The 13,618-nt window shown below is 64.8% G+C and carries 10 protein-coding genes; 6 read left to right on the plus strand and 4 right to left on the minus strand.

Going from position 1 to position 13,618, the window contains the following annotated elements; translation table 11 throughout:
- Positions 1-100: 100 nt before the first annotated feature.
- Positions 101-1,030 carry a LysR family transcriptional regulator gene (locus AC0L3X_RS22330; protein WP_063979796.1) on the plus strand — a complete coding sequence of 310 codons (930 nt, stop codon included), beginning with the start codon at positions 101-103 and terminating at the stop codon, positions 1,028-1,030.
- A 30-nt stretch (positions 1,031-1,060) separates the two neighbouring features.
- Positions 1,061-2,083, plus strand: a complete 1,023-nt coding sequence (locus AC0L3X_RS22335; protein ID WP_063979797.1) for an LLM class flavin-dependent oxidoreductase — start codon at positions 1,061-1,063, stop codon at positions 2,081-2,083.
- Positions 2,084-2,109: 26 nt separating this feature from the next.
- Here the strand turns inward: AC0L3X_RS22335 and AC0L3X_RS22340 are convergent, their stop codons facing one another.
- From AC0L3X_RS22340 to AC0L3X_RS22355, 4 genes are all read right to left on the minus strand, one after another.
- Entirely contained in the window at positions 2,110-2,550 is a 441-nt protein-coding gene (locus tag AC0L3X_RS22340) for a hypothetical protein (RefSeq protein ID WP_473316756.1), read from the minus strand.
- Positions 2,551-2,716: 166 nt separating this feature from the next.
- Positions 2,717-4,018 (minus strand): aminotransferase class V-fold PLP-dependent enzyme, encoded by a 1,302-nt coding sequence (locus tag AC0L3X_RS22345; protein WP_063986745.1) that lies wholly within the window; start codon positions 4,016-4,018, stop codon positions 2,717-2,719.
- A 609-nt stretch (positions 4,019-4,627) separates the two neighbouring features.
- Positions 4,628-4,786: a hypothetical protein gene (locus tag AC0L3X_RS22350; RefSeq protein WP_231143684.1), complete on the minus strand. Its 159-nt coding sequence runs from the start codon at positions 4,784-4,786 to the stop codon at positions 4,628-4,630.
- Between the two features lie 143 nt (positions 4,787-4,929).
- Positions 4,930-7,080: a GumC family protein gene (locus tag AC0L3X_RS22355; RefSeq protein ID WP_473316757.1), complete on the minus strand. Its 2,151-nt coding sequence runs from the start codon at positions 7,078-7,080 to the stop codon at positions 4,930-4,932.
- Positions 7,081-7,237: 157 nt separating this feature from the next.
- On the opposite strand from AC0L3X_RS22355, the gene AC0L3X_RS22360 reads away from it, so the two are divergent.
- The 4 genes from AC0L3X_RS22360 (at position 7,238) to AC0L3X_RS22375 (ending at position 13,607) form a co-directional block, all read left to right on the plus strand.
- The gene (locus AC0L3X_RS22360; protein ID WP_193375933.1) at positions 7,238-7,423 is read left to right on the plus strand and encodes a hypothetical protein; all 186 of its coding nucleotides are present in this window, start codon (positions 7,238-7,240) and stop codon (positions 7,421-7,423) included.
- Between the two features lie 312 nt (positions 7,424-7,735).
- A complete protein-coding gene (locus AC0L3X_RS22365; RefSeq protein WP_063979801.1) occupies positions 7,736-12,562 on the plus strand; it encodes an NAD-glutamate dehydrogenase in 4,827 nt (1,608 codons plus the stop codon).
- A gap of 50 nt (positions 12,563-12,612) precedes the next feature.
- Positions 12,613-12,933 carry a hypothetical protein gene (locus AC0L3X_RS22370; protein ID WP_063979802.1) on the plus strand — a complete coding sequence of 107 codons (321 nt, stop codon included), beginning with the start codon at positions 12,613-12,615 and terminating at the stop codon, positions 12,931-12,933.
- A complete protein-coding gene (locus AC0L3X_RS22375; RefSeq protein ID WP_354102151.1) occupies positions 12,888-13,607 on the plus strand; it encodes an aminoacyl-tRNA deacylase in 720 nt (239 codons plus the stop codon). The genes AC0L3X_RS22370 and AC0L3X_RS22375 overlap by 46 nt, the downstream gene beginning before the upstream one ends.
- Positions 13,608-13,618: the final 11 nt, after the last annotated feature.

Below are 13,618 nucleotides of genomic sequence, written 5' to 3' on the forward strand. Positions count from 1 at the left end.
TCCTCCCCTGTGAATGCTTGTTTTGAGGGAGCCTAGCGACCCGCCGAGTTGCGCACTACGGAATAAATGGGATATAATTTATTCCAGATCGGAATGAATTATGGACCGGATCGATTGCCTGCGCGCTTTCGTTCGCGCCCTGGAGGGCGGCAGCTTCTCGGCTGCGGCCAAGGAGCTCGGAATCGGCCAGCCCGCGATCAGCAAGCGCATTGCGATGCTTGAAAGCGAATTCGGCACGCAGCTGTTTTCGCGCACGACGCGCACACTGAAGCCGACGGCCGAAGCGCACCGGATCTACGATCTCGCGCGGCAGATCCTCGACAGCTTCGACATGGCGCGGTCGAGTGTCGAACAGGCCGCACCCCGCCCCACCGGCACGCTCCGGATCGGCGTGCCGTCGTCGTTCGGACGGCGCTACGTGATGCCCGTCATCGCCGAGTACGTTCGGAATTATCCGGAAGTGCGGGTCGACATCCGCTTCAGCGAGCGGTTCGTCAATCTGGTGGAAGAAGGCATCGAATTGGCGCTGCGCATTGGAAACCTGGAAGCGAGCACGCTGGTCGCCCGCCGGCTCGGGACCGTGCAGCGCCATCTTGTTGCGACACCCACCTATCTGCACGGCCGCCCGCTGCCGCGGACACCTGACGATCTCAGCTCGCACCAGTGCATCGTCTATTCGCGGATGTCGCCGGCGCAGCAATGGGCCTTCGAATCCGAGCATGGCCGTCACGTCGCATCGATCAACGGACCCATTCACGTCGACGACGCCGATGCGATGCAGGAGGCGACGATGCAGCATCTCGGCATCGCGATCCTGCCCGAATGGAATGCCGCGGAGGGCCTTCGCAGCGGCGAGCTCGAACATGTGCTTCCGGAGTACACCATCGCCGCGCTGCCCCTGCACGCGGTCTATCCGGAGACGCAGTGGATGTCGTTGCGCGCGCGAAGCTTTCTGGATCTCCTGGTCGACCGCGCCGAGCATTTCGCGCCAGCCCCGTCGCATACCCGCACCGCCGGCGCAGGCGGTTGACGCCGCCCCCGCCATCATTAAATGACGCCCATGAAAAAGATCGGATTTCTGTCCTTCGGACACTGGACGCCCTCGCCGCAATCGCAGACCCGCTCGGCGGCGGACACGCTGCTGCAATCCATCGAGCTGGCCGTCGCGGCGGAACAGCTCGGCGCGGATGGCGCCTATTTCCGCGTGCATCACTTCGCGCGCCAGCTGGCCTCGCCCTTCCCGCTGCTCGCCGCCGTCGGCGCGAGAACCAGCACAATCGAGATCGGCACGGCCGTGATCGACATGCGCTACGAAAACCCGCTCTACATGATCGAGGATGCGGGTAGCGCCGATCTCATCGCCGGCGGGAGGCTCCAGCTCGGCATCAGCCGCGGCTCGCCGGAGCAGGTGATCGACGGCTGGCGCTACTTTGGTTATCGCCCGGCCGACGGCCAGAGCGATGCCGACATGGGCCGGCGCCATGCGGAGGTCTTTCTGGACCTGTTGCGCGGCGAAGGTTTTGCCGAGCCCAATCCGCAACCGATGTTTCCCAATCCGCCGGGGCTGCTGCGCCTCGAACCGCATGCGGCGGGCCTTCGCGAACGGATCTGGTGGGGCGCCGGCTCGAACGCGACCGCGGTGTGGGCAGCGAAGCTCGGCATGAATCTGCAGAGCTCGACGCTGAAGAACGACGAGACCGGCGAAGCTTTTCATGTGCAGCAGGCGGCGCAAATCCGGAGCTATCGCGCCGCGTGGACGGAGGCCGGCCACGCCCGCGAGCCCCGCGTGTCCGTCAGCCGCAGCATCTTCGCGCTGATGAATGATCGCGACCGCGCCTATTTCGGCGGGGAGCGCGGAGGCGAAGACCAGATCGGCTTCATCGACCCGCAAACGCGTGCGATCTTCGGCCGGAGTTATGCGGCCGAGCCGGAGGCACTGATCGAGCAACTACGGCAGGACGAGGCGATCGCCGAGGCCGATACGCTGCTGCTGACGATTCCGAACCAGCTCGGCGTCGACTATTGCGCACATGCGATCGAGGCGATCTTGAAGCACGTCGCGCCGGCGCTTGGCTGGCGGTGAGACCGCCGACCGATTCACTGCGAAAGTCAGGCCGTCTCGCGCTGGCCCCTGATCTTCTCAAGCCAAGCTGTCAAACGCGGATGTCTCGTATATCGGCCCTCCAGGCCCGCCAGTTCCTGCTGAAAGACCGGCAGCGAGAGCAGCCGTTCGATATCGGGCTCCCTGATCTTCCAGATCGCCGGCGGAAAGAAGCCATGCACCTTGAGTTCGTAGAGCTCGAAGATCGAATGAATGATCTCGTGTACCGCCCGGCGCTCTTCCGGTGTGATCTCAATGTCGCCGGCAGCCCCTCGCTCGAGGAATGCCGCGACCGGAAGGCGGCGTCGCAGGTCGGAGACCCGGTCGGAATATCGAAGGAAGATGTCCGCGCCCAGACGCCGATTGTTGGTGTGTAGCGCCGCATAGATCGCAGCCATGCCAACGATGATCGATCCGAGCGTCACGAATCTGAGAATACGGTCGAGCACGCGTCTCCTCCTTGCGCAGGGCACCGGAGTGACAGAGATAAACCAGACCGTGGGCCGATAAAATGGGGCGGCCAGGGCTCATGGACGCCCCCGCATCTCACATTTGTCAGATGCGCGGAGGATGAAGTCCCGTGAATTCGTGGTGATGTCAGTCCCGCGCCCGGGCCTACCCCGTCTTCGTCCCCGTGACGACGGCGAGCGCCTCGACGAGGCGGTCGAGATCGGCCTCGTCGGTAAAGAGCGCCGGCGTCACACGGATGCATTGGCCCTTGGCGACGCCCGCCCGGCGCACCGTCATGACCTTGTGGCTATCCCTCAGCTTCACGACGATAGCATCGTTGTCCGCCTTGCTGGTCTTGCCGGCGAGACGGAAGGACGTGATCGCGCCATATGAGCCGACCTCATCCGGCGTCAGGATCTCGATGTCCTTGAATCCGCGGGCGCGGCTCACCCAGTAATCGCGCAAATAGCGGAGGCGGGCTTGCTTTGCCGCCGCGCCGATCTGTTGATGGAGCGCCACGGCCGCGGGCACCGTCAGGACCGTCGCGAAATTGACCGTGCCGGTGTGCACCCGCGAGCGGATATCGGTCTCCGCAAAATCCTCGTCGCCCATGTCACGATCGATGTCGGCGAGGCGATCCTTCCTGATGTAGAGGAAGCCCACGCCGAGCGGCGCGCCGATCCATTTGTGCAGGTTGAAGCCGACGAAATCGACGTCGAGCTCGCCTACCCTGAAGTCGATCTGCCCCCAGGAATGCGCGGCGTCGACGATGGTGTCGATGCCCTTGACCCTGGCCATGCGGGCGATCTCGGCGACCGGCATGACGAGGCCGGTGCGATGGCTGACATGGGTGAGGAGGAGGAGCCTGGTCCTGGGATTCGCCTCGAGGGCGCGGGCATAGGCGTCGAGCACGGCCTGGCGGGTGGCCGGCTCCGGCACATCGAACCTGACCACGTCGACACCGCGGCGCGCCTTAAGCGCGTTCATCGCGTACTGCATCGAATCGTAGTCGAGGTCGGCGTAGAGAACGCTGTCGCCGGGCTTCAGCATGTTGTAGCCGCCGATCAGGAGCTGCAGCGCTTCGGTCGCGCCGCGGGTGAGCGCGATCTCCTCGGGCGCCGCGCCGACCGCCTGGGCCACCTTGATGCGCACGGCCTCGAAATCCGCACCCGCGCGCTGCCGCGCGTAGTAGGTGTTTTGATAGTTGACCATATCGGTCTGGCGAATGAACTCGCGCCTCACCGGCTCGGCCATAATGCCCCAAAAGCCGTTCTCCAGATTGACGACATCCGGCGTCACTGAATAGAGCCCCTTCACCGCCGCCCAATAGGCATTGTCGGTGGCGATGGCGGCCGCCGCTCCGGTCGGCTGCGCCGGCAGGCCGTCGGCTGCCATGGCCGGTGCCGCCAGGGACGTGACGGCTGCGGCCGCGAGGCCCTTCAGGATCGACCGGCGGTCGGACGACATTGTCTCATTCAGATGCATATCAGCCCCCCACGATGCGCGGCGAAGGGAGCAGCGATCCATAGAGCGCGCATGACGAAGGGATGACAGTTCGATGATGCCCGGCCGCCCGGTTACATTTCGGTCATTGCCCCGTCGATCATCCCGGCGCCGATGTCACCGGCCATTGCGAGACGTCCGCCATCGAAAGCAATTCCAGCTTCGCGGACGATTTTTCCAACAATGAGGCATGCGCAAGGCGCCGGGGATCATTGCGATAGTCTTGGAAGTCCGCATCGGATGCGAAGCTGACGATGTGCACCTCGATCGTGCCATCCGGATTTCGAAGACGACGCTACACACGCCCGTTGAACGCAGCGAATAGCGGCAAGACGGCATCCTCGTAGGCGCGGAAGGCCTCGATACCCTCAGGCGGTATTCGGGCAATGAGCACCAACGTTGCGGAGTGAGCTTGAGAAGTCATCGCCGCAATCCCGAGCCGAAATAGTCGCGCATTGGAGACGCCGCATCCTGCGGGCGCCGCCTCGCGGCGTCAATGACGGCTCGAATGCAAGGCCGGCACCTGCGAGACGCCCGCTTTGGGCGGGCTCCTGGGGATCAACTCGCGCGATCTCAGAACAAGGCGGCGCTGACGGCCTGTCCGTAGATCATCGCGGCGACGAGGGAGAGCAGCAAGCCCGCGCCCGAGAAAATCACGAGCACCTTTACGGTTTCGACATCAACGTTGGTTCTCGTCGCGCGGGATATCGCCTTTGCCAGTGCAGCCATCATCGCCAGCTCCGAACCGGGCCGCGCGGAGGCGGGCCCTGGTTCATCTAGCGTGATTGGGCGCGTTTGCGTGTGAAGCAGATTACAGGTGCGCTTGCGTGCTGCGCCTCAGACGCAAGCCGTAGCTTTGCCACCGGTCGGCATCGTCAAACCGCCCTGCTTAACGCGCTGCCCTCAGGCGCCACCGAACCCGCCGGCGCGTGATTGACGACGAGACCGGTCGGCACGGTGTTGTACCTCGACAGCGCAGCGGTGACCCGCCGCATCGCCGCCGAACCGAGCTCGCCGGCGCGGACCACCGGGATGATCAGATCCGCGTGCGCGGCCAGCGCGATGGCGTCGGGCTGAAGTGCGAGATTGCTCGCATGGACGACGATCAGATCGAACTCCGAGCGAATATCGTCCTCGGGCCGCGCATCGGCTTTTCTGCCGGCGCTCAGCAGCTCGTCGATCGACTGGAGCCCTGCCGTGGTGGAGCCGTCCTGCCATTCGGTCACCGGAGGCTGGGCACCGGCGAATTCCGGCTGGAGCCGGATCAGCACGCTCATCATGCCCCGATTCACCGCCGCGCGATTGAGCGAGCGCGCAACGGTGTTGCCGCCGGCACCTTTGCCGACCGACAACACGAGGGCGACCTTGCAGCCACGCACCGGCGCGCGATCGATCCGCTCGAGAAGCGGACGCAGATATGCGCCGAGATCGAGCTCGGCCGTCGCAGTGATTGGCCTTTGCCATACAGTGTTGGCCACGGCGCCAGGCGCCAGATCGGGAATGCGGGCCCAGACAGGCAGGTTCGGCATCGCCTCGGGCTGGCGCGCGGCCGGGGCCGGTCGCTGGACTTGCGCCTCCGCCGCTTCAGCACGCGCAAGAGTTTGAGCAGGAGTTTGAGCAGGAGCCTCGGCAGGCGCAGGCCCGTCGGACATGCTTCCCATCGCCGCAACGGCCGCCGTCGAGGTCAGGATCGAGCCGATCGCGAGCGCCGCGAGCAGCAAGGCGAGGGGCGGACGCGTCGAGCGCATCGGCGGAATGGCGAGCGAGGCGATCTTGGTCTGGGAGCTCTGCAGCTGGCGCTGCTCGTTGGTCGTCTTGAACCGCGACAGGAACTGCTCGTAGATGTTCTTGTTGGCATCGGCGTCGCGCTGCAGCTCCTGCAGCTTCACGAGTGCCTGACCGTCGACCAGCATCTGCGTCTCGACCGCCCTGAGCTGCTTTTCCAGCGCGTTCTGCTGCTCCAGCTGAGCCTCATATTCGGACTTCGCCGTGTCGATGTTCTTCTTCCGCTCGACCTCGATCTGCCTGTTGATGTCAGCCAGCTGGCTGTAGGAGATCGCGAGGTCGGGATGGCGGTCGCCGTACACCGCTTTCTTCTGCGCGATCTGATCGTTCAGGGTCGAGCGCTGCGCGCGCAGCATGCTCAGAAGGTCCTGCTTCACCGGACCTTCGACATTGGCCTTGAGATCGCGTTGCACCTGCTCGTAACGCGCCTTGGCTTCCTCGGTGCGCGCGCGAGCAGCGGAGACCTGCTGGTTGAGATCGGTCACCCGCAATTGCTGGGTCGTGGAATCCTTGCCGGCATTGAGTATCTTGTGCTCGAACCTGAAGGCGGCAACGGCATCTTCCGATACGCGCAGGCGCTCGTTCAATGCCTTCAGCCGGTCCTTGAGCCAGTCGGCCGCCTCGTCCGTCGCCTCGGTGCGGACACGGCCCTGGCTGGCGACGAACGCCTCGGCGATGGCATTGGCGTAATGCGCGGCCCGTTCCGCATTGTTCGAGGTGAATGAAATCGCAATGACGTAGGTCAGTCCGCGGCGCGAGATATCGAGACGGTTGCGGAATTTTTCGAGCAGGCGCGTCATGTCGGTGTAACCACCCGCGATGTCCGCGTCGTCGGCGATCTTGAGCTGCTCGATCAGGGGGCGGAGAAAGCCGTCCGATTTGGCGATCTCGATCTGGCTCTGAAGTGCCGCGGCATCCTGGCCGATGCCCGGCAGTACGTCCTGCTCCGAGGTGACGCGCAGCTCGCGGGGATCGACGACGACCAGGGCCGTCGCGGCATACCGGACCGGCAAGACCATCAGGACAATGACGCCCAGGGCGAACAGCGCCAGCGCCAGCGTCAGGATGCGCCGGCCATTCTCGCGCAGGAAGGAGAGCGCACCGGTGACGGTCAGCGATCCCTTGATCAGCGCAGGAGCAGCGCTGTCAGGCTTCGCCGTCGCAGCCCGCGGCGCTTCCCACGAAGCCGCAGACTCCGTCGGGGCGATGCTTCGCGGAGATGCGCTTCGACCGAACGCCATAAGGTTGGACTCGAAATCAACTGACAGCCCCGGTTCAGAGGCTTGCTACACCGTAAATATCCATGGTTAACCGGCGGTTACGGCTGGCGCGCCGTGCTCAATGAACAATCTGTTAACGCGCGTGCCGATGCGCCGCGCTGCATCGGCGAGTCCGGTTTTGAACCGGGCTGGCGCGACCACCACGACGTCGATCAACGCTCCGCTGCGGCAGTTCGAGGGCGATCATTTCGTCGTCGGCATTGCATTCCTCTCGACGACATTCGAGGTGTCGACGCCGCCTCACCGGGAAGCGGGAACCTGGAAAATGGTGGTCGATGGCGTGGAGCTGACCCGCACTCACTAGAGCCCGCTGCAGCGCAATCGGAACGGAGCTCCAGCGCGCCATTCAGAATAAAACCACGAGCTCATACAGATTTGAAATTGCTCGTGATTTTTCTCGCCTCAATGATTCGGCGGCCGTCAGCGCCGCTGCCGTCGGGAATTTCGGCACGCCTCACAACAGCGTGCGCCTTTCGCTCCGGGATCGTAGTATTGTCGCCGGAAGTCGCCGACGCACGAGACCGAGGATCTTGCGTATCCACTCGATCGCGGTGCTCGACGAGATGCACTCCAGAATTAGGCTGAGGATCGCGACTGCGGTCGGACGGCGCGGCAAATGGAGGACATGATGGCGTGGCGTGACGACAAGGCCCGGGCAACCCTGATCCGCGATGCAGCCGGCAGCGTGCCGCCGGGCAAGAGCCCGCGGGCCTTTGCCGAGCCCCTGTTCGGCTACAGCAATATCGAGGATCTCGACAATTACGATGCCGCCTCGCTTGCCGTCCTGGCGGAGCAAGCCTGGGAGCATGTGCAGCGGCGCACGTCGGGCAGCGCCGATATCCGCGTGGTCAATCCGACGTTGCCGAACGGGCGCGAGATTTCCGTGCTCGAGATTCTCAACGACAACATGCCTTTCCTGTACGACTCCACGATGGCGGAACTCGCCGAGCAGGGCATCGAAGTCACCCTCGTCGCCCACCCGATCATCGCCGTCGAGCGCGATGCCGAGGGCAAGCTGCTGAGATTCTACGGCGAAGCACTGCCGGAGGGAGCAAGAGGCGTTCGCGAAAGCCTGATTCACCTCCACATCACCCGCCTGGACGCCGACGCCGATCGCCAGAAGCTGATCGACGGACTGACCAGGGCATTGAACAACGTCCGCGCCTGCGTCACCGACTGGCGCGCCATGCGTGACCGCGTCGAGGAGGCAATCAAGACGTTCGCTTCCAATCCGCCGCCGCTGCCGATCGACGAGGTCGCCGAAGCCAATCAGTTCCTGCAATGGCTCTGCGCGGACAATTTCACCTTCCTCGGCGTGCGCGAATATCGCTTCTCGCCCGACAGCGACGCGTCGGACGACATCACCACCGGCGAAGGCCTCGGCATCCTGCGCGATCCCGACGTGAAAGTCCTGCGACGCGGCAACGAAATGGTGGTGATGACATCGGAAATCCGCGAGTTCATGCACGAGCCGACGCTGCTGATCGTCATCAAGGCCAATGTCTCAAGCCTCGTCCATCGGCGCATCCGGATGGATTATGTGGGGATCAAGCTCTATGCACCCGACGGCCGGCTCGAGGGCGAATTGCGCGTCGTCGGCCTGTTTACCTCCGGCGCCTATACCCGCTCGGTGCGGCAGATCCCTTATGTGCGCCACAAGGTTGCGCGGGTGCTGCAGCGCGCCGGCTTCGACCCGAACGGCCATTCGGGCAAGGCGCTCATGCATATCCTCGAAGATTATCCGCGTGACGAGCTGTTCCAGATCGACGTCGACACGCTCTACAACTTCGTCATCGAGGTCCTGATCCTCTACGAGCGCCCGCGCGTCCGGGCGCTGGCGCGGGTCGACAAGTTCGATCGCTTCGTCTCCATCCTCACCTTCATTCCGCGCGACAAATACGACACCGACGTCCGCACGCGCGTCGGAGCCTTCCTGTCGCAGGTCTACAAGGGGACCCTGTCGGCGTCCTACGTATCGTTCCCTGAAGGCGCGCTGGCGCGCGTCCACTTCATCATCGGACGCTATGAAGGCAAAACGCCCGTCGTCGAGCGCGCCGCGCTCGAAGCCGGCATCAGCGCCATTGCCGCGACCTGGACCGACAAGCTCAAGGCCGCGCTCACCGCGTCGACCGACGGCATGCGGGCGCGCATGATCGCCAATCGTTATGCCCAGGCCTTTAGCGGCGGCTATACCGAGGTTTTCACGGCGGAGCAGGCCATCGCCGACATCGCCACCATCGAAAAGCTGACGCCGGCACGCCCGGTGACGATCTCGGTGCACCGCGACAAGGGCGAGGACGATCCCAGGCGCTTCGGCCTCAAGGTGTTCTCCGACGCCGCACCGCTATCGCTGTCCTACCGCGTGCCGGTGATCGAAAATCACGGCCTGCGCGTGGTCGACGAACGCACCTATCAGATCGTGCCCGGCAACAGGCCGGAGCCGGTCTGGCTGCATGAGATGACGATCGAGACCAGCGACGGCCAGCCGATCGAGATCAACCCGGAATTCAGCCATCGCCTGGAAGCCTCGATCATGGCGGTGGTCACAGATCGCGCCGAATCCGACGGATACAACGCCCTGATCCTGCGCACCGCGCTGGGCTGGCGCGAGGTCTCGACGATCCGGGCGCTGTCGCGCTATCTGCACCAGATCCGCGCTCCGTTCACCCAGGATTACATGTGGGAGACCTTGCGCAAGAACGCCGCGATCACGGCCACCCTCGTCGCACTGTTCCAGACCCGCCTCGATCCACGCCTCGTGCTTACCGATCGCGAGCGTTCGGCGCGCGAGACGGCACTCCTTGCCGAGATCGAGGAGCAGCTCAAATCCGTCGCCTCGCTCGATGAAGACCGCATCCTGCGCCGCTTCACCAATCTGGTGCAGTCAACCATCCGCACCAATCTCTGGCAGATCGGCGACGATGGACATCCGCGTCCGGTCATCTCCTTCAAGTTCGACGCGCGGCGGATCGACGATTTGCCGGCGCCGCGGCCTCTCTACGAGATCTTCGTCTCCTCGCCGCGGGTCGAAGGCATTCACCTGCGCTTCGGCAAGGTCGCGCGCGGCGGCTTGCGCTGGTCCGACCGGCCGCAGGATTTCCGCACCGAGATCCTGGGTCTCGTGAAGGCGCAGCAGGTCAAGAACGCCGTGATCGTGCCGGTCGGCGCCAAGGGCGGTTTCGTGCCCAAGCGCCTGCCGCCACCGTCCAATCGCGACGCCTGGCTCGCGGAAGGCACCGCGGCCTATCGCATCTTCGTGCGCTCGCTGCTCGAGCTCACCGACAATCTCGACGGCGACGCCGTCGTGCCGCCCGATTCCACCGTGCGCCATGACGGCGACGACCCCTACCTCGTGGTCGCCGCCGACAAGGGCACCGCCACCTTCTCCGATGTCGCCAACGCGATCTCGGCCGAGAAGAACCATTGGCTCGGCGACGCCTTCGCCTCCGGCGGCAGCCAGGGCTACGACCACAAGAAGATGGGGATCACGGCGCGCGGCGCCTGGGAGGCGGTCAAGCGCCACTTCCGTGAGCTCGGCACCGACATTCAGACCATGCCGTTCACGGCTGCCGGCGTCGGCGACATGTCCGGCGACGTCTTCGGCAACGGCATGCTGCTCTCGCCGGCGACAAGGCTCGTGGCCGCGTTCGATCATCGCGACATCTTCATCGATCCCTCCCCCGACCCTTCGACCAGCTTCGCCGAGCGCAAGCGTCTGTTCGACCTGCCGCGATCGAGCTGGCAGGACTACAACAAGTCGCTGATCTCGCAGGGCGGCGGCGTGTTCTCGCGCACGCTCAAGGCGATCCCGCTCGCACCGGAAGTCCGCAGCCTGCTCGATCTCGACAAGGAGCAGGCCACGCCGTTCGAGGTGATGACGGCGATCCTGAAAGCGCGCACGGACCTGTTGTGGTTCGGCGGCATCGGCACCTATATCCGCGCATCGGCAGAGAGCGACGATCAGGCCGGCGACCGCGCCAACGATCCGATCCGCATCGCAGGCACTGACGTTCGCGCCCGGGTGATCGGCGAAGGCGCCAATCTCGGCGTCACCCAGCGCGGCCGCATCGAAGCGGCACAGAAGGGCGTCAAGCTCAACACCGACGCCATCGACAATTCGGCCGGCGTCAACACCTCCGACGTCGAGGTCAATATCAAGGTCGCGCTGGCGCGCCCCGAACGCGAGGGACGCCTCAGCTTCGCCGATCGCAACAGCCTGCTGGCCGCGATGACCGACGAGGTCGGCACGCTGGTGCTGCGCAACAACTATCTGCAGACGCTGGCGCTCTCGCTGGCCGAGCGCAAGGGCGTGGCCGAGACCGGCTTCCTCACCCGCCTGATGCAGTCGCTCGAGCAGCGCGGCCTGCTCAGCCGCGCCGTGGAGTTCTTGCCCGACGACGCAGCGCTCACCGAGCGGACACGGCGCGGCCAGGCCCTGACACGGCCCGAGCTTGCCGTGCTGCTCGCCTACGCCAAGCTGACGCTCTACGAGGACCTGCTCCTCACCAGCGTGCCTGATGATCCTTACCTCGCTCGCAGACTGTCCCTGTATTTTCCGCGCGAGGTTCCCGATAAATTCCCGGCCGCGGTCGAGCTCCATCGCCTGCGACGCGAGATCATCGCGACCAGTCTCGTCAATGCCGTGATCAACCGCGGCGGCCCGGCGTGTGTCGTCCGCCTGACCGACGAGACCGACGCCGATATCTCCACCATCGTCATGGCGCAGGTGGCGGTGGACGCGATCTACGAGCTCAGGCGGCTCAATGACGCGATCGACGCGCTCGACACCCGGATCGACGGGCAGGTGCAGCTCGGCCTCTGCGCGACGGTCCAGGACCTCCTGATTTCCCGCATGGTCTGGTACGTGCGCAATGTCGATTTCAAGGACGGCCTCGAGGCGGTCATCGGGCGTTTTGGCCCGGGTATCCGCGAGATCGCGGCCTCCCTCGACACCACACTGCCGCCGGACCTGCAGGCCGCGCGCGGCAAGCGGCGCCAGGAACTCACCGATGCCGGCGTCCCGGCCGGCCTCGCCGGCGAGCTCGCCGATCTCGACCCTCTGATTGCGGCACCCGATATCGTGACGGTCGCCGAGCGCACCTCCCGCGCCATCGGCGATGCTGCCGCAACCTTCTTCGCTGCGGAAGCCAATTTCCGTCTCGACCGCATCATCGCCGCCGCGCGCAGCGTGCCGGCAAATGATTATTTCGAACGCATGGCGGTCGATCGCGCCGTCGAGCAGATCGCCAGCGCCGAGAGAAGACTGGCCGCGGATATGCTGGCAACCGGCCAGTCCGGCCAGCAGGCCGTCGAGACGTGGCTTGCGGCTCACCCCGAAGCGGCGCGTATCCGCCGCTCGGTCGAGGAGATTGCGGCCAGCGGCCTGACGCTTGCCAAGCTGACGGTGGCGGCGAACCTGCTGGGGGACCTGGTCAAAGTCTGAGAGCGTGCGAGGCAGCGATGTGAAACTGAGCCGGCGAACGGAGGAACCCCATGATCCACGCCACTTGCCACACCGCCGATAATGTCCGCTGCATCGAGTTCGATGCCACACCGTGGTTCAGCGAGGCTGACGCTCCGAGCATTGTCGATCTGGCCCGACGAGGCTGGACCAGCACGGCGATTGCAGAGTCCCTCGAACACCGGCGAGGCTACGAAGGCTTGCACGACCTCGTCGAATATGCGGCGAAGCGATTGCAATCGGAATCCCTGGAGGACCCGACCTGGGAAACCTTCGCGTGCGTCGTCGATGGACCCGAGGCCGTCGCGTGGCTCAGGGAGAACCGGCCCAACGTTGTGGCAAGGATCCCGTAGGACACGAGAAGCGCAGCAAAAGCCACAATCGATCGGCGGCAAACGAAGCGGAAAGGCGCGCCCGGAACGATCTGAACCCCCGACTCGATTGCCGCATTCGAGCGCGAGGCCTATGCTGGCATCCGGCAATCACGCGGCCGCCCATCGTGCGGCGGGGCAGCCTCACGATGGATGGCTCGCATATCCATCCGAAAGGCTACGCCATGACCATTGCCCCCACGCTCCACCGATACCTGGCTGCCGAGAACATCCAGTATGTCGAGATCCCGCACGTTTTCACCATGTCATCCGCGCGCACGGCGCAGGCCTGCCACGTCTCGGGCGATCGTTTCGCCAAGGCCGTCGTGCTGCGCCATGACGGCGGCTATATGCTCGCGATCGTTCCGGCATCGCACCGTCTCAACTTGCCGGACTTGAAGGAGAAGCTCGGCGCGGATCTCGTGATGGCGAACGAAACCGAGATCAACAGGCTGTTCGCGGACTGCGCGCATGGAGCCGTTCCGGCGGTAGGCCGATGCTACGGGCTCGATCTCATCGTCGATGACAGCATCCGGGCGCAGCCCGAGATCTATATCGAAGCCGGCGACCATGAGACGCTGCTTCACCTGACGCATGCACAGTTTGAACGGCTGACGGCCAATGCGCCGCATGGACGCTTCAGCACGCACGGTTGACGCAGCATGGC

Source organism: Bradyrhizobium sp. MI1.7, assembly GCF_055811795.1.